Source organism: Eisenibacter elegans DSM 3317, from assembly GCF_000430505.1.
GTDB lineage: Bacteria > Bacteroidota > Bacteroidia > Cytophagales > Microscillaceae > Eisenibacter > Eisenibacter elegans.
The window spans coordinates 40718-56880 of sequence record NZ_AUMD01000022.1; the positions used below are offsets into that span (position 1 = coordinate 40718).

Genomic DNA, 16163 nt, shown 5'->3' on the forward strand with positions numbered 1-16163 from the left:
ACAGATGTACAAGTTTTGAGGATTTTTTCAAATAAACAAAGATTTTATCTAAAAGCTCTCATCGGCCAACAAAGCTTGGCGCTTTGGTGTTAGGAGAATATCAAGTCAAATTTGGAGTTATGCCCACAAAAGACTAATTTGGTAGCCTATTACACAAAAACTTGTATCCCTCAAAACTCGTATACCAATCCAACAAACTTACACGATAACCTTTTGATAGGAGGGGGTTCTCCCTCTCTCTAACGACAACAAAAAAAACTATGACACACGCTACGCTTACTGACCAATCCATAACGCACAGCACCAAGCAGGACTTATTTGAATCACCTGATTTCTACGACATCGATGACCTGCTCACCGAAGAACACAAGATGATTCGCCAAGCCGTGCGTGATTTTGTGAAAAAAGAAATCTCCCCTATCATCGAAAGCTGCGCACAGCAGGCTATTTTCCCTAAAGACATCGTCCGCAAATTTGGCGACATCGGTGCATTTGGTCCTACTATCCCTACCGAATACAACCCCAACGGCGGGCTAGATTACATCTCTTATGGCCTGATGATGCAAGAAATAGAGCGTGGCGACTCCGGAATGCGTTCTACGGCCTCTGTGCAGGGTTCGTTGGTGATGTTCCCCATCTATCAATATGGTAGCGAGGCGCAACGCCAAAAATATTTGCCCAAGCTCGCCTCGGGTGAATATTTGGGCTGCTTTGGCCTCACTGAGCCAGACCATGGCTCCAACCCCGGCGGGATGACAACCAACTTCCGCGATGCCGGGGACCACTATCTCCTCAATGGTAGCAAGATGTGGATTTCTAACTCCCCCTATGCTGACGTGGCCGTAGTCTGGGCCAAAAACGAAGCAGGGCGCATCCACGGCCTGATTGTAGAACGAGGGATGGAGGGTTTTAGCGCCCCCGAAATACACCAAAAATGGTCGCTGCGTGCCAGTATCACCGGCGAACTGGTTTTTGACAATGTCAAAGTCCCTAAAGAAAATCTACTCCCGGGTATCTCGGGCTTACGTGGGCCGCTTAGCTGCCTCGACAGCGCCCGCTATGGCATTGCTTGGGGCGCACTGGGCGCAGCGATGGACTGCTATGATACCGCCCGGCGTTATGCTGCCGAAAGGGAGCAGTTTGGCAAACCTATCGCCGGCTTCCAGCTGATTCAGAAAAAGCTGGCCGAAATGCTGACCGAAATTACCAAGGCGCAGCTGGTCTGCTGGCGCTTGGGCAAGCTCAAAAACGAAGGTAAAGCTACTACCGCCCAAATCTCCTTGGCCAAACGAAATAATGTCGAAATCGCACTCCACATTGCACGGGAGGCTCGACAAATATTAGGCGGAATGGGCATCACAGGCGAATACCCCATTATGCGCCATATGATGAACTTAGAGTCTGTAGTTACTTACGAAGGCACACACGACATCCACTTGCTCATACTCGGGCACGATATCACCGGTATACAAGCATTTCGGTAAGCCTCCGGCTTGTGCTCAATAAGAGCACAAGCCCTTCCCTGTGAACGCTAGCTTGGCAGACATTCTCTATTTTCATTTTTGGATACACCTATGGCCGATATTTCGCCTCATTCTGCTGCTGAAAAACATATAGCTGATTTGCTAGATTTGGCAAAAGAGCTAGAAACTGCGCTCATCGTTGCTACTCAAGCAGAACCTGAACACCCTGCTGAAGCCCCGCAACAACACATACAGGACTGGATTAGAAAATGTCGTATCCTGTCTTATGACAGTTTTATTGCCGACCCTATGGGGAATGAACCACTGATAGAACAAGAACACTACCTTCAGGGGCTCATTGAAAGTAGTGCGGACATGATTTGTATGCTCGACAAATACATGCACGTGCGCGCATTCAACAGTCTATACCAAGCCTACATCGTCAAGCGCTATGGTGTAACCCTACAGGTAGGCCAAAACTTGTTTGAACAATTTGCCCACAAACCCGATAAGGTACTTGATTGGCTGCCTGTTTATGAGCGAACACTGCGCGGAGAGTCTTTCAAAATAGAAAAACAAGTGCAACTGGACAACGAACAGAAGTTTTTTGAAATCCAATTCAACCCCGTCCGCAATACCCAGCAAGAAGTCATCGGGCTGTCATATTTTATCAAAGATGTCAGCAAGGAAAAAAAGATAGAGCAACAGCTTACTATGCAAAACGAAGAGCTGCTTTTGGTAAATGAGGAGCTGGATAGGTTTGTATACAGTGTGTCGCACGACATCAAAGCGCCCCTCTCTTCTGTTCAGGGCATTGTACAACTAATGCGCCTAGAAAAAGACACCAGCCAATTTCCCCAATATCTTGCCCTGATAGACAAATCGCTCAAGCGCCTAGATTTTTTTATCAAAGACATCACCTACCACTCCCGCAACGCCCGCCTGATGGTCGTGCGCCAGCCTATCCACTGGGAAGAGCTGATTGCAGAGGTGTTTGAAAATCTGGCGTTTATGGAGCACGAGTCCCACAACAACGAGGTAGCCCCCAAGATTCATATCAACCAAACGGTCGATTTCTTCTCCGACAGACACCGACTCTATGTCATCTTCAACAACTTGGTCTCCAATGCTATACGCTATGCGCACCCCGAGCGTACCGACCCATATGTGTCTGTAGAGATAGAGGTCAATGAGCTAGAGGCGCGCGTAAAAGTAAGCGACAACGGCCAAGGAATCTCCCAAGAGCATTTGGACAAGATATTCGACATGTTTTACCGCGCCAGTGAAAACAAAAGTGGCTCAGGATTGGGGCTTTATATTGTACGAGAGACCATCAAGAAGCTCTCCGGCGACATCAAGGTAGACTCTGTGGTTGGCGAAGGTACTACCTTTGAGCTTCGTATTCCCAACATTGTACAGTAGACCCTGTCTTATCCTTTTAGTTTCAGCGGCAATCCCGAAACCATCAATGTAGCCGTGTTGGCACGCTTGGCCAGGTATTGATTCATCCAGCCCTGAAGGTCTGTAAAAGCTCTCCCCACAGGGGTGTCAGCGTGTAATCCCATTCCTAGCTCATTGCTGATGCAGAAAAGCGTAAAAGATTGCTGTGCCAAGCGCTCAAATTCTTCTTTGGCAAAGTCCAAGCTAGGCGCTACTGCCGATTGGTGGGCTACAAAAATATTGGTCAGCCACAGTGTGATACAATCCAAGACAACCACACGCCCCTGCAGGTCGAGCTTACTCAAATGCATCTGTTCTTCGATATTTTCCCAACGCTGGTCACGATCAGATTGATGCCGTTTGATACGTTGATTAAACTCTTCGTCCCAATTTTTGGCTGTCGCCAAATACACTGGTCTTTCGGTGAGGCTTATGGCTTGATTTTGGGCATAGCTGCTCTTGCCCGAGCGCTGTCCGCCGCTGATGTAGTGTAATATCATAAGCCCCAAAACACTGTATGACCGCTAATAAGTTCACTACTTGGTGTGCTTTGTTTGGAGTACTAGGGCTTTTCTGTTGGCTGTGCGTGTGTGTTTCGGTACCAGTTGGCCAAGGTCTTGGCAAGGTTTTCTGTAGGGCTTCCTGTCTGATTGCTCAACACACATACGGCAAATCCTTCGGCCTTGGCATAATACACATAGGCACTGAATCCTGCTGTATTGCCTTGATGCCAAGCCACTTGTGTGTTTTCCTGCCAGTACCAGCCCGCTCCATAGTTGTTTTGTGGTAGATGTGTTGGTACAGTTTCGGCCAGCATTTCCTCCAACAATCTCCCCTCTTGCATCAGCCCCTGCAACCACCGACTATAGTCTAGGGCTGAGGTATACACACAACCATCTCCTTTGAGCCTACTGGAGAGGCTTTGGTCAAACACCTGAGCTCCATAGTATCCATAGACCCTTCGGCTTTGGGGCTGTGTTGTAGCGCCCACACTACTGTGCTGCATTTGCCAAGGCTCAAAAAACCGTAGTTGGAGGTATTGCTCAAACGGCATTTGCGCGATGCGCTCTACCCAAATACTCAACAATACATAGGCGGTGTTGTTGTAACGAAACCGCCCCCTAGGATGTGCGGCTTGGAGGCTTGAAGGCTGGCTTAATGATGCCAACACTTGTGCTTCATACAAGACCAGCCCTTGTGGGGCTATGGCTTCATAATCGGGCAAGCCGGCGGTGTGTTGAAGGAGCTCGCGCAGTGTCCGGTCTTGCCAGGCCGGTAGCAACTCTGGCAGGGCTTCGCCTATGGTTGTCTCGAGGCTGCCCTGACCTTCAGCAATAAGCGCATACACGGCAGCTGCTGTAAACTGTTTGCTTAGAGAAGCAATTCGGAAGGTGCTGCTGTCGTGGATACTTGCCCCTGTGGTATGGTGAAACAGGATTGTGTCGGTGGTAAATATCACTGCTGCCAAACCCGGAGGGTATTTTTCTACAAATGTAGTACAATGTTGGATGGCTTTCTCGGTGGCATTAGGCTGGGCATTGCAGGCCATCAGCCAACCAAACTGACAGAGCAAGCACCAATAACAAGGCCAGTTAGTTTTCAAACATCGCATCGATTTCGGCCTTTTTCTGCGTATAGTCTCGATAAGCATAGCCAAAGAAGATCAGGGTTGGGATAATCACCAACCCCCCACACACCAAATACATTGTCTGCAAAGAAGTGATAGAAACAACGTAGCTCAGCAGGATGGCTCCTAGGCCGATGCCTATATCTACTCCTGAGAAGAAAGTAGAATTGGCGGCACCTCGGCGTTGTGGTACTACAATACTGACTGTCATAGTGATCACAGTGGGCAAGATGGTCCCCATACCGGCTCCTGTAATGAAGGAAGCCACCAAGAAGGTAGTCCCGGTAGTTGTCAGAGCCAACCACCAAACGCCTATTGTCAATAGTGCAAAAGCACACCCTAAGAGGCTATGTGGCCCGTAGCGGTCGAGCCATTTGCCTGCTATAGGCCGGACAATAGTCAGGCCGCTGGCATAAGCAATAAAAAACCAATTGCCGGCTTGTTCGAGGCCGCGCTCTTGTGCAAAAAGAGAGATAAAAGTCAGGATGCCACCATAAATCATTGACGAAAACAAGCCAATAGACGCAATAGATAGGCAGCGCGGCTCTACAATATCGCTCCATTGAATGCCCTTGGCAGTACGCCCTACTTTCTCGATAACGGGATATTGCACCATCCAAGAGAGTAAGATGCTCAAGCTCATCACCACAATTTCGACGGCAAAGAGCGTCTGAAAGTTGGTCAGCTTAATCAGCCAAAGACCGGCAGTAGGTCCTAAGGCCATCCCTAGGGTAAAAGACATTCCGAAATAGCCAATTCCCTCTCCCCTACGAGCCGGCGGCACTATATCCGAAACAATGGTGCTACCGCCGGTCGTCAATATCCCCCATCCAAACCCGTGCAGCAGCCTGATACCCAGCAAAATGGTCATTGTATAGCTCAGGTAATACAGTGGCATTACAGAGAGAAACATCCAAAGACCGGCAAAATACACAATCTTCCTGCCGATAGTATCGAGCAGAATACCCGAAACGGGGCGTACCATCAGGGCGGCCAAGGTGAAAAAGCCCATAATATAGCCCAGCTGTGATTCGGGAGCGCCTAGTTGGCCTTGGGCATACTGCGGCAGCGTAGGGATGAGCATAAAAGACCCTCCGGCCATTAGGAAATTGGTTAGCGAAAGCAGCACAAAGTCCTTGGTCCAGAGGGGCGGTTGGGGGGGGGCAGTAGTAGGGTTAGTTGTCATCTATCAGGGGGTGAGAAGCAGGTATGGTACTTGTTGTATGACAACTGCCCATACCTGCTATTGGTCAATTGTCGGCGGGTACGTCCTCGTTGTCCATAACGACCCATTGTTGGGCATCTTCAAGAGAGCCAAAAGTCCGTACATTGAAGTTGGTCAGTTTGCGCGCAGCGCCTACCAAATATTCGCCCCCTATGCGGGTGAATAGTGATTTGGCCAATACTACGCCTGCGCGACATTCTGGGATGCTTTTTTGTACTTTGGGCAGCCATTTAGCTACAAGCCAAGCTCTAGCGGCCATACTTGACTTGACCATGTCGCCTTGCTGTATAACAAACCGCTTGGAACCTAGTTTGATTCCCTCTTGTAAGAAAACTTCAAAAATGTGCTTATATTCTTCTAGCTCTATTGTGCCGCTGAGCATCAAGTACATCACTTCAGCCTCTTGGTCAAATAGAATTTCTGCGTTGGGGAGGGTTTGTAACTTTTCCATAAAACAAAGGTTCATTTGAGAGTAATCATCGCTATTACTAAACGCTAATTTCATCTAAAGATAATACAAAAAAGCCCGATGTACAATAATGCCTTGGCAAAAGCGGCCAAACCGGCTCAAAAACGTATCTTTGCACCCTAAATTTAGCACTATGTATATTGTAGACAAAGCCTATATCACGGATGATATAGCCGACGAGATGTTTGTTTGTGATTTGGACAAATGCTTGGGCGCTTGTTGTGTTGAGGGGGAGCTGGGTGCTCCTTTGGAGGTTGAAGAGCTCGCCGTCATCCAACAATTGCTTGAGGATATTCGCCCCTACCTAACCCCCGAAGCCCTTGCTCAGATTGCCCGCGAAGGGTGGTATCATCAGGAGCCTAACGGCGACTATTCGACGGCCTCCTTGCCCACCGGAGCTTGTGTGTTTGCTTTTCGTGATGGGGCAGGCGTGCTCAAGTGTGGTATCGAGCAAGCCCATCGAGAAGGGAAAATAGCCTATCCCAAGCCTATTTCTTGTCATTTGTATCCGTTGCGCATCACTCGTTATGATGAGTTTGAGGCTGTCAACTATCATCAGTGGCATATTTGCGCTGCAGCTTGTTTAAAAGGCAAGGCCGCCGGGGTACCTCTGTACCAGTTTTTGAAAACACCGCTTATTCGTAAGTATGGGGAAGAGTGGTACAACACGCTCGTCGCTCAAATCAGTGAACGGATGCCCGACCCCCAAGACCACTGAGTCGGACGTGTTTTGTTTCACACTAAAGTACGACTTTGCAGGCAGGGCGATGCGATTGAAAATGCTTTACTTCCTGAGCCGAAAGATGTTTTTGTAGTGCTATATGCAAGAGCTTTAATTGGGGCAACTCATAGAGCGGCTCTAACGAACGCACCTGTGTACCCCAAAGGTGTAGCTCCTCTAGGTTTGTCCAAGAGGTTGCGGGAGTGAGGTCTGCTATACCTGTCATGCCTATTTTCAAGACCTTCAGCCGCTGTAGCCCCTCTAGGGCATAGAGGTGTTTCACCGAAGTAAAGGCACAGCTTAGGGTACGTAGCTGGCTTAATTCTGCCAAAGGGCTCAGGTCGGCTACGGGAGTATGGTCAAGTATGAGGGTGCGTAAATCTGTCAGCTCGGCTAGCTCTTCTATACCACTGATACGGGTATTACCGATATTGAGCCATTGCAATTGTTTGAGCACAGCGATAGGTGCTAACGACTCAAGGGCTGTGCGCGACACATCCAAGCTGCGTAGTGCTGTATTGGCGGCTAGCGGTCTGAGGCTTTGGAGTGGGTTAGAGTGTGCCAATAAGACCTCTAAGCTAGGCAAATCAGCTATTGGGTCGAGATGTGTGAGGTGTGAAGATTGAACAAAGCACTCCTTCAGGGCTAAAATCTCGGCCAACAGTGCTTCTGTAACCATACGCCTGTTGGGGTAAAAAGTCTGCTGATACAATGTTTGATAAAGCAACATAGGCGGAGCATAATAATTTTGTTTGCTCTGTAATACGGCTGTCAGCTGTTGTGAAGTAATGTTGCGGTTGATTTCACGATTGAGCAAAAGCAATTGTTGCCAATGAGCATCCAAGCTTTGCCACCAGTATAAGTGTGTGGAAGCGTCCGAAATATCCATCAATGTGATTGGGTATGTTTTTTGAAGCGGTAGCAATCGTTTATTTACTTGTTATTGAACGTCAAAACTCTGTAGGGGTTACCCTTATCATATATGATGCCTATTTCTGCTTGTAAATTGTCGGCACAAAGCTCAGGTTGGTTGGTGGGCGGCGGCTCCCCCATTGTTGCGGCTTGGGAGGCGCTTTTTGCCGATAGCCAATTGCCTTGGCAATGCATACAACTCCCCCACTATCAAGGCGCAACCTCCTTACCTACTGTCCATCAATTGCCTAACCTTGACGACACTACGTTGAGGGGCTTTTGCCAAGGCCAAGAGGCAGGCAGCCTTACCTTGATAGATTTGCCCTTGTTGGCTTTTAGCCCTGCTCCAGCCGAAAAACAAGCCCTTGCCCCAGAAGTGCAGGTGCTCTGGGCGCTACTCAAACACTTTGTGCCTTGGGTTGCCGCCAAAAACGGGCAGATTTGGCTCACCACACACACGCCTTCGCCCTTAGAAGAAGACGTGCGGCGCTTACGTCAACAGGCGCTCGTAGGCCTTATGCGCAATATCGCACCAGAGGCGGCTAAGCTGGGGGTACGCCTCAACTGGCTCTGCCCACCCTCCTCACAAGCCCTCGACGAAGCACAAATTGCTGCTTGGCAGGAACTGCTATGCACACTCGCTAACGATGCCAATATCAGCGGCGGAGAACATAGTCTTTAGTACTTGTCGAAAAATGTGATTATTGCTTTATATATTATCATAATTTATTTTACAAAAATAGTCCCTCCCTTGCCTGACAGTATCTACTTAGGTCAGATTAGGAAATCACCCCGCTGGATATTTTGGGTTTTTGTCTTGGTTGTGCTCATTTTGCCCCGAGTTTTTGACGTACATTTAACCTGGAACTCCGGCTCCGAGAGAAGCTGAGACCTCGTTCTGGAGGTAAAATGAGATTTAGCCTACAGTTTTAACTGTGGGATTTGAAAAATATCCAGTGGCGTGGAAATCTCTTGAGCCAATTGGCAGGTCGAACATCTAGCCAAAACAAAAAAGCTAGGTCGTTTGTGATGTTCGGCAAAATGTGTAGACTTGTAATTGTCTTCTCTCATCGAATATTTCCCTGCCTATGCTGTCATATCAAATACAAATTCCCCAACCCGCCACACACGAGATTGTCGTTACGCTACGCCTGAAGCATCCGGCTACTACCCAAGGCACTCTCTTGGCAATGGCCACTTGGACACCGGGTTCGTATCTCCAACGCGAGTACGCGCAGTTTGTAAGTCAGGTAAGGGCAGTTGATGCCCACGGAAAGGCATTGAAGATACAGAAAACAGCCAAAAACCGATGGTATTTGGCACACAGCGCCGAGGATGGCATCGTATCGGTCAGCTATAAGGTCTATGCGTACCGTTGGACAGTTCGGAATGCCTATTTGGATGAGCAACAGTTATTTTTTGTACCCGGTGCAGTGCTGATGTTCTGCCCCGATCAGCTAGCTTGGCCTATCCATTTAGAGCTTCATCTACCCAGCGGCTGGGCTGCCCATGTGCCCCTGCCAAGCCTACCGACCGCATCTCAGGAGGGCGAAGAACGGGGAACTGCTGCCAACTGGACTGACAACACACAGCCCTGTGTCTATCAAGCCCCTGATTGGGATACGATGGCCGATAGTCCCATCTGGGCGACAAAAGGGCTGAAGAACTTTGATTTTGAAGCTTCCGGATTGATACACCGCGTGGCATATTGGGGCAAAAAACAATTGGATGAGCAACGGCTCAGTCAAGATTTGCAAGCCATTGTAGAGGCCTGTATGGCTATTTTTGAAGAACATACCCACCCTTGCCAAGGTTATCTAGACAATACCTACTACTTTCAGGTATACTTTTCGGCCAAGGGATTTGGCGGCTTAGAGCACCTCAACTCGACCACCTTGCAGTTCCCCAAGGCACTCTATGCTACGCCCCAAGGATATATCGAGTTTTTAGAGTTGGCCGCTCACGAGTATTTCCATCTTTGGAATGTCAAGCGCTTACGCCCTTTGCAAAGCTTTGATTATGAGCGCGAAAACTACACCTCTCTGCTGTGGGTGGCCGAGGGGTTTACGGTTTATTACGAAGCCCTTATCTTGCACCGTGCCGGGCTGATTGATGCCCAAAAGTGCTTCCGTGTAATGGCTGCCCTGCTCGAAAAAGTCGAAAATCTGCCTGGTAACCAAGTGCAGCCAGTGGCCGAGGCCAGCTGGGATACTTGGATCAAGTTTTATCGCCCACACGAACACAGCGATAGCCTGACCATCTCTTATTACCACAAAGGCGCGCTGGTCGCCTGGGCCTTAGATGCCGAAATCATACACCTCTCCCAAGGGCGCTATACCACTGACGACCTGCTGCGGCAGCTCTACCGGCGTTGTTATCAACAAGCCGACCGAGCCTATACCGATGCAGATATCTGCGCCGTATTGGCGAATTTGACCGGCCAGCCCGCTGCTTACTTCGAAGAGTGGTTGGCACGTTATGTGTATGATACCACCACAATACCCTATACGGCAATGGCCGAAAAGCTAGGCCTACAATTGCTCGAAAAAGCCAAAAACCCTGATAAGACCTACGCCGGATGGCAGGTCAATGGCCAAGGAGTCATTACCCAAGTACGGCAAGGCAGCCCCGCACAGCGCGCCGGACTACAGGTAGACGATGTGTTGTTGAGCTTGAACGAGCAGCCCGTCAAACAATGGGACAAGGCACTGGAAAATTACCCTGTCGAAGTACCAATAAGTGTGCAATTCCGGCGTGATGGCTACCTCCAAACCCGTAACCTAACCCCAAAAGCAGACCCCACACGTGCTTGGGAAATAGCCCCCTTACAAGCTCCCAACCCCCAACAAAGCCTTGCGCTGAAGGCTTGGCTACGCCAATAAATCGTAAAAATGTACGTCCCAAAATGGGGCCTTACTCATTAGGATTTGTAGAGATTATGCGCTACCTTCGTTCCCCTTTCTGTAAACCGTCCTCATAAAATAAAAGCAATGTATCAAGACAAGAAAAAATACGGACGTGGACGCGAGTCGCATAGAGCAGGCACTACCGACATCAACGCCGCTATTGCCGAGCTATTGGATGTCTACAAACTAAAGGGGAAGTTTCTCGAAACACAGGTGCTCAATGCCTGGGATGAGGTGCTGGGGCAAACTGTCGCCAAACAAACCAAGCGCCTCTACATCCGAGACCAAGTGTTGTATGCCGAAATCATTTCGCCTTCGCTCAGACAAGAGCTTTTTTTGCATAAATCTCAAATTATCAGCCGCCTCAACACCCACGCCGGAGCAGAGGTTGTCCAGCAATTGGTATTGAGCTAGAGAGCCAACAAAGGCCATCACTTCTGGTGTCGCGCTATAACTTTTATAGGTTTGATCTTGTTGTATGTGAGTACTATTTTCAAACCTATTCCCCTAACATTTATGGCAATTGTACGCAAAGCCACTGCCGTATGGCAAGGCACAGGCCTCGAAGGCAAGGGCACACTCAGCGCCCCAAGCAAATTTTTTGACAATACGCCTTATGGCTACAAGCCCCGCTTTCAGAACGAAGACGGAACCCTAGGCTCTAACCCCGAAGAACTCATTGCGGCCTCACACGCAGGCTGTTTTGCGATGGCGCTTAGCTTCGCCATTGTAGGCGCAGGCTTTACTGCTGACGAGCTAAAGGTAGATGCCAAGGTCGTTTTGGAACCTACTGACGACGGTTTCGGCATTACCGGTATCACGCTTACGCTACAAGGAAAAGTCAGCGGTATGGGCGAAGCGCAGTTTATGGAGTTGGCCGAAAAAGCCAAACAAACCTGCCCTATTTCCAAAGCACTTAGCAGTGTACCCATTCATCTAGAGGCAAGCTTTGTGAGCTAAATTATTTTGCCCCTGTAGTTTTGTATTGCTTCTGATATAGGCTCTCCAAGTTATGAAAACTTGGAGAGCCTATGCTATAAATTTTTGTTGCAAAATGGGTTTTGGTGATTTTGGCGCTGAAGCCATTAAGGAGGCATTCAAAAAAGCAGCTTCATTAATCGACCCTGTAGGGGGTGTGTGCTCAACGCCCTAAGGTGTTATAAACATTTCATCCCAATACATACACCTCCATTTTACCCTCTTTGGAAATGGGCAGGTTATTTATTGGATAATCCCTAACGGTATCGCCCCTACGGGGCTTTTTTAGCAACGTAGGGGCGGTAACATCGGTAGAGGGAAATTTTCCAATACCCTGATAGTCAGCCTATTTTTTTAACAAAGAAAACACATACAATAGTTCGCGAGCTATTTGGCGGCAGCGCTCGTCATACATACGGGCTTCGTCAGGCGTGCCATCAAAGGCTTTAGGATCCTCGTAAGGGGTGGCAAAGCGTTTGAGCGCGCCGGGCACAAAGGGGCAGGCTTCGTCGGCTTGGGTGCAGGTCATTACCGCACAAAAACCTTGGGTGGGGTTGGGGGTATCACCAAATTTTTTGGAAAAAGCCACGACCGGGGCGACCTCTGCGGCATAACGGATGTGGTACAGCGGGTTGTCACCCGTGCTTTGTGCGGTGATCTCCATCCCCACACGTGCTAAGGCGGCAATCGTACGCGGATTGCAAGCGGTGGCCTCTGTGCCGCCGGAATAGGTCTCTACCCCTTCGATACCATAGTGGTAGGCGGCTACGGCTGCCCACACTTGCCCAAAATGGCTGCGGCGCGAATTATGTGTGCAGATAAAGACCATCTTCACAGGTGCTTGGGCGGCTACTTGCTCGCGTACAAAAACGGCCATTTGTGCCAATACGGCCTTGCGCTCGGAAGTAATTTGGTCAAACTCTTGGCTGCGTTCGGCCACATAGGCCGCTACCGCAGGATGTAAAGAGGAAGATGAATCCATCGGTGAGGGGGTTTGAGGGGTTGTAAAAAACATCAGCGCCTGCAAAAACCAATGCAGGCCGCCAACAACAAAGGTGGTGATAAAGGTAGACATAATCTTATGGGCTATTGATAAGTATGTCGCAAACATACGACACAGTTAGACTCATACCAAATTCAACAGGTTATGTTTGGGTGAATTTTGGCGTATTCTCTGTGCCAGATTGTAGACACAAATAGCCTCAATTCCTTACTTTTGTGCATCAACAGGCTTTCGCACTTATGCTGGCATACATTCATCCCGATACGGGAGCTGCTCTCACCCTTCGCCCCGAAGGATTTTATACCGACCAAGGACAATGCTTGCCCTTTCGCTCGGGGGTATACCATATCGCCCAAGATGAAGGCTATACCGAGAGCTTCGGTTTTCAGTGGAATCGCTTTGAGCGTACCCAAATCGATCGGTTTTCGAAAAACAATCAGAGTGAAGCCCGCTTTTTTACCGTTACGGGCTGGCCGCGAGGGGGGCTAGCTGATGAGCAAATCTTGGAAGTAGGTGCAGGCGCAGGGCGCTTTACCCAAGTGGTATTGGCACATACCCAAGCTACGTTACATAGTGTAGACTATTCCCGTGCGCTGGAGGCCAACTACCGCAACAATGCCATTTATGGAGAACGGCTGCGCCTTTTTCAGGCCAGCATCTATGCCCTGCCTTTTGCCCCGCAGCAATTTGATAAAGTATTTTGCTTTGGCGTGCTTCAACATACCCCCGATGTAGGCCGTTCGGTGGCCTGTCTGGCGGCGATGGTCAAACCCGGCGGTGAGCTGGTGGTCGATTTTTACCCTATCCGTGGCTGGTGGACCAAGCTACACGCCAAGTACTTGCTCCGCCCTTGGGCCAAGCGCCTTTCACACGAAAAGCTCCTCAACCGCATCGAGCGCCACGCCCCTTGGATGATACGCCTCTCTCAGACCCTCCACCGAATAGGCTTAGGGATGCTGACACGGTTTGTACCCATTTGTGATTTGCGCACCCTCCCCGCCGAGCTTAGCCGCGAGCAACTGCTAGAGTGGGTAATCCTAGATACCTTCGATATGTTTTCGCCCCAATACGACCAGCCCCAGCGCATCGAGACCGTTGCCCGATGGATGACCGAGGCCGGGCTAGAGGTCGTGCAGGCTGAGTTTGTAAGCTACACCCCGGGAGGGCGCGTGGCCGTAGTCAGAGGGCAGCGGAGAAAGGCTTGAGGTTGCCTAAACGACTTTTTGGGGCTAGCGCCCGCACAGGGCAAACCTTTGGCTTGAGATAGGGCTTATCAATCTTCAAAATATAGCTCTTTGAAGTACCGGCTTGTCCATCTATAAAGCCTTGATAGACATCATAGCCCAACAACAGCATCGCAAACAAAGTAGCGTGGCCCTGTTGTAGGCTCAAAATCAACAACGGGAAAGGCAGCAAGATTGCCAAGTAGTAGACCGATAGATTTTTCATAAGCAATTAGAGGTATGATTGGTAGTCTTTAAAGCCATCGCTTGTGGGCAGAAAATAAAAAAGCGAATCCGAAAAATCGAAATTGATGGCATTGTGGTATGCCGTGGTCATTAGGCGTAAGGAGCTTTTGGGGATAGTTTGGTGAGCATATTGTTGGACAAAAACTGCCCCTCGTGAAAGGTGAAGCGCTCTTGATTGAAGAAAGATGGCGCTTCCAGCCGATTGTTGAGCATGGGTTCGGGCATCACGAAACCTTTGTTACTCATTTGCAGGCTGTTGTAGGTTTCGAGGTCGTAGCTCTGCAAGTCTGCTCCGGTATTATTGACTTCTCCTATGGCAAAGAGTTTGAGTTTTTTGAGGTACGACAGCAGCGCTGTTCGGGCTTGGTATCTGTAGGCGTTGCCTGCGCCAGCCTCTATGTTACCGAATAAAGGTGCTTTGACATCCTCTTTCAGCTTGAGGTTGAGAGCTACCTCCTCTGACTGCCGGACACCGTGTAAAAGCCTGCTGCCGGTAAAACGCTTGAGTACTTCCACTTCTTCCAGCCAATATTTTCCAATCAATCAGTACGGCATCCTCATAAATCGAGGGATTGCCCTTACTGCAAAAATCGCGGACAATAAGCCTAGGGTTGTTGGCCTGCCTAACGACTAAGTGGCCTATGGTGTAGGTGTATACTCTTTGAGTTGTAATAAACATATCATAAACTCCCCCGAAACCTGATGTTTTTTTCTTCCAGTTTCCACTCTGCCTCGTGGTATTGCTTGGATAAATACTTTGCTGAAAGTTAAAATACAACTTGGTCGTAAAAACAAGATTGTCTTCCCCGAGTTGGGCTTTGTAAGTAGCTAGGGCATTGATGTTTTGTACTGTTGCCAAAACATTGGTGTACACTATTAGTAAAGTAGTAAAGCACAAAGGATTGACTTACTCATTGTGATGTATAGTTTTTACATAAAACACCTGACCATAAAAAGAGTCTGACATTGACAGACATCATTCAAACTCAGTCCTAGGTCGCTGTGCAGGGAGGTTGTTATTCGTAATAATTAAATCTGGGAACTCCGCCTGAAGTTTGGCGATGTTTGCCCTGTTTTTGTTATAAAACTCTGCATACGCCTTATCTAAGCACTGTAATACCTCTTCGCGGCTTTTGATATCTGATTTGCTGAAATCCACACTTTTGTCCTCAGACTCCGCCAATAACTTGACAGATGTCAAGATAATGTTCACTTCTTTTTGCGCATCTTCTACTGCTACAATAAGCCCCGGTAGTCCGTTAAACTTCCAAGGTCCGGCTGCGCTAGGGATATCCAATGTATACCAAGCTGTATATTTTCTGCCTCTGAAAACAGTGTGTGCTGATTTGCAATTCAACCCTTCTAACATTTTATTTTCATTGCCAAGAACCCAGTTTTGGCGTACAATATCAGGGTATACAACTGGTTGATTCTGTCTGCAAAACTCCCTGATCATCATATTGCCTGTATTGAGACTGGTACTGACAAGGTATCCTTGGGCATCAGTATAGACAATTTGCAACTTTGATATGTTATCGTCTAGCACCCACTTACTGCGCTCGTTTGCCTTATAGTTAAACAAGGAGTTGTTTTGATTGAAATATAAACTAGCTTCAAAATCAAAGTCATCTTCAGCCAACTTTATTTTGTATTCAGCATAACCAACTACTTGTGCCCAAAGCGCGGTATTAATTAGATAAAGCGACAATAATAATGTTATTATTTTTATAGTTAATGTATTATATTTTATATTAACAAAGAGTTAGTGTTATTTATTTTAATAAAATAATCACCAACTCTTTTAAGCAAATAAACCTAACTTATTAATCTTGAGAAAGCTCTTTGTAGCGAGCCAGGGCCTTCATTACTTTTTCACAGTTTCGAAGTTGTTGTGCTTTTCACACGCTCATCAATAGGGGAATACACAACCCAAACTTTCCTTTGGCTAAC

The 16163-nt window shown here is 48.3% G+C and carries 17 protein-coding genes; 8 read left to right on the forward strand and 9 right to left on the reverse strand.

Annotation, left to right across the window (positions count from 1 at the left end):
• The first annotated feature begins 260 nt into the window (after nt 1–260).
• Together G499_RS0110065 and G499_RS21140 are read left to right on the forward strand one after the other, a co-directional pair.
• A complete protein-coding gene (locus G499_RS0110065) occupies nt 261–1484 on the forward strand; it encodes an acyl-CoA dehydrogenase family protein (protein WP_035727201.1) in 1224 nt (407 codons plus the stop codon).
• Between the two features lie 90 nt (nt 1485–1574).
• A complete protein-coding gene (locus tag G499_RS21140; RefSeq protein ID WP_051296146.1) occupies nt 1575–2885 on the forward strand; it encodes a PAS domain-containing sensor histidine kinase in 1311 nt (436 codons plus the stop codon).
• Between the two features lie 8 nt (nt 2886–2893).
• Here G499_RS21140 and G499_RS0110075 read toward each other — a convergent pair whose 3' ends face one another.
• From G499_RS0110075 to G499_RS0110090, 4 genes are all read right to left on the reverse strand, one after another.
• Nucleotides 2894–3403, reverse strand: coding sequence for a bifunctional adenosylcobinamide kinase/adenosylcobinamide-phosphate guanylyltransferase (locus G499_RS0110075; protein ID WP_342663932.1), 510 nt, complete (start codon nt 3401–3403; stop codon nt 2894–2896).
• A 62-nt stretch (nt 3404–3465) separates the two neighbouring features.
• Nucleotides 3466–4506: a serine hydrolase domain-containing protein gene (locus tag G499_RS0110080; protein WP_161627730.1), complete on the reverse strand. Its 1041-nt coding sequence runs from the start codon at nt 4504–4506 to the stop codon at nt 3466–3468.
• A complete protein-coding gene (locus G499_RS0110085; protein ID WP_026999840.1) occupies nt 4496–5716 on the reverse strand; it encodes an MFS transporter in 1221 nt (406 codons plus the stop codon). Before G499_RS0110085 ends, G499_RS0110080 begins: the two co-directional genes overlap by 11 nt.
• Before the next feature lie 64 nt (nt 5717–5780).
• Complete coding sequence (locus tag G499_RS0110090) at nt 5781–6206, reverse strand: hypothetical protein (RefSeq protein WP_026999841.1); 426 nt, start codon at nt 6204–6206, stop codon at nt 5781–5783.
• Between the two features lie 151 nt (nt 6207–6357).
• Between G499_RS0110090 and G499_RS0110095 the strand changes: the two genes are divergently transcribed.
• Nucleotides 6358–6942 carry a DUF3109 family protein gene (locus G499_RS0110095; protein ID WP_035727222.1) on the forward strand — a complete coding sequence of 195 codons (585 nt, stop codon included), beginning with the start codon at nt 6358–6360 and terminating at the stop codon, nt 6940–6942.
• Between the two features lie 22 nt (nt 6943–6964).
• On the opposite strand, the gene G499_RS0110100 is transcribed toward G499_RS0110095, so the two are convergent.
• Nucleotides 6965–7834 carry a leucine-rich repeat domain-containing protein gene (locus G499_RS0110100; RefSeq protein WP_026999843.1) on the reverse strand — a complete coding sequence of 290 codons (870 nt, stop codon included), beginning with the start codon at nt 7832–7834 and terminating at the stop codon, nt 6965–6967.
• A gap of 93 nt (nt 7835–7927) precedes the next feature.
• On the opposite strand from G499_RS0110100, the gene G499_RS0110105 reads away from it, so the two are divergent.
• The 4 genes from G499_RS0110105 to G499_RS0110120 all read left to right on the forward strand — a co-directional run bounded on the left by G499_RS0110105 (nt 7928) and on the right by G499_RS0110120 (nt 11723).
• A complete protein-coding gene (locus G499_RS0110105) occupies nt 7928–8539 on the forward strand; it encodes a hypothetical protein (RefSeq protein WP_026999844.1) in 612 nt (203 codons plus the stop codon).
• 406 nt (nt 8540–8945) lie between these two features.
• Nucleotides 8946–10739, forward strand: coding sequence for a M61 family metallopeptidase (locus G499_RS0110110; protein ID WP_026999845.1), 1794 nt, complete (start codon nt 8946–8948; stop codon nt 10737–10739).
• A gap of 108 nt (nt 10740–10847) precedes the next feature.
• Nucleotides 10848–11177, forward strand: coding sequence for a DciA family protein (locus tag G499_RS0110115; protein ID WP_051296147.1), 330 nt, complete (start codon nt 10848–10850; stop codon nt 11175–11177).
• A 102-nt stretch (nt 11178–11279) separates the two neighbouring features.
• Entirely contained in the window at nt 11280–11723 is a 444-nt protein-coding gene (locus G499_RS0110120) for an OsmC family protein (RefSeq protein WP_342663933.1), read from the forward strand.
• 364 nt (nt 11724–12087) lie between these two features.
• Here G499_RS0110120 and G499_RS0110125 read toward each other — a convergent pair whose 3' ends face one another.
• Entirely contained in the window at nt 12088–12816 is a 729-nt protein-coding gene (locus tag G499_RS0110125; RefSeq protein WP_245576726.1) for a low molecular weight phosphatase family protein, read from the reverse strand.
• Between the two features lie 167 nt (nt 12817–12983).
• Between G499_RS0110125 and G499_RS19525 the strand changes: the two genes are divergently transcribed.
• Entirely contained in the window at nt 12984–13949 is a 966-nt protein-coding gene (locus tag G499_RS19525) for a class I SAM-dependent methyltransferase (protein ID WP_051296154.1), read from the forward strand.
• Here the strand turns inward: G499_RS19525 and G499_RS0110135 are convergent.
• From G499_RS0110135 to G499_RS21145, 3 genes are all read right to left on the reverse strand, one after another.
• Nucleotides 13924–14193: a hypothetical protein gene (locus tag G499_RS0110135; RefSeq protein ID WP_026999849.1), complete on the reverse strand. Its 270-nt coding sequence runs from the start codon at nt 14191–14193 to the stop codon at nt 13924–13926. The genes G499_RS19525 and G499_RS0110135 overlap by 26 nt on opposite strands.
• A gap of 110 nt (nt 14194–14303) precedes the next feature.
• A complete protein-coding gene (locus G499_RS0110145; protein ID WP_026999850.1) occupies nt 14304–14756 on the reverse strand; it encodes a hypothetical protein in 453 nt (150 codons plus the stop codon).
• 433 nt (nt 14757–15189) lie between these two features.
• Nucleotides 15190–15921, reverse strand: coding sequence for a GLPGLI family protein (locus tag G499_RS21145; RefSeq protein WP_026999851.1), 732 nt, complete (start codon nt 15919–15921; stop codon nt 15190–15192).
• Nucleotides 15922–16163 lie beyond the last annotated feature (242 nt).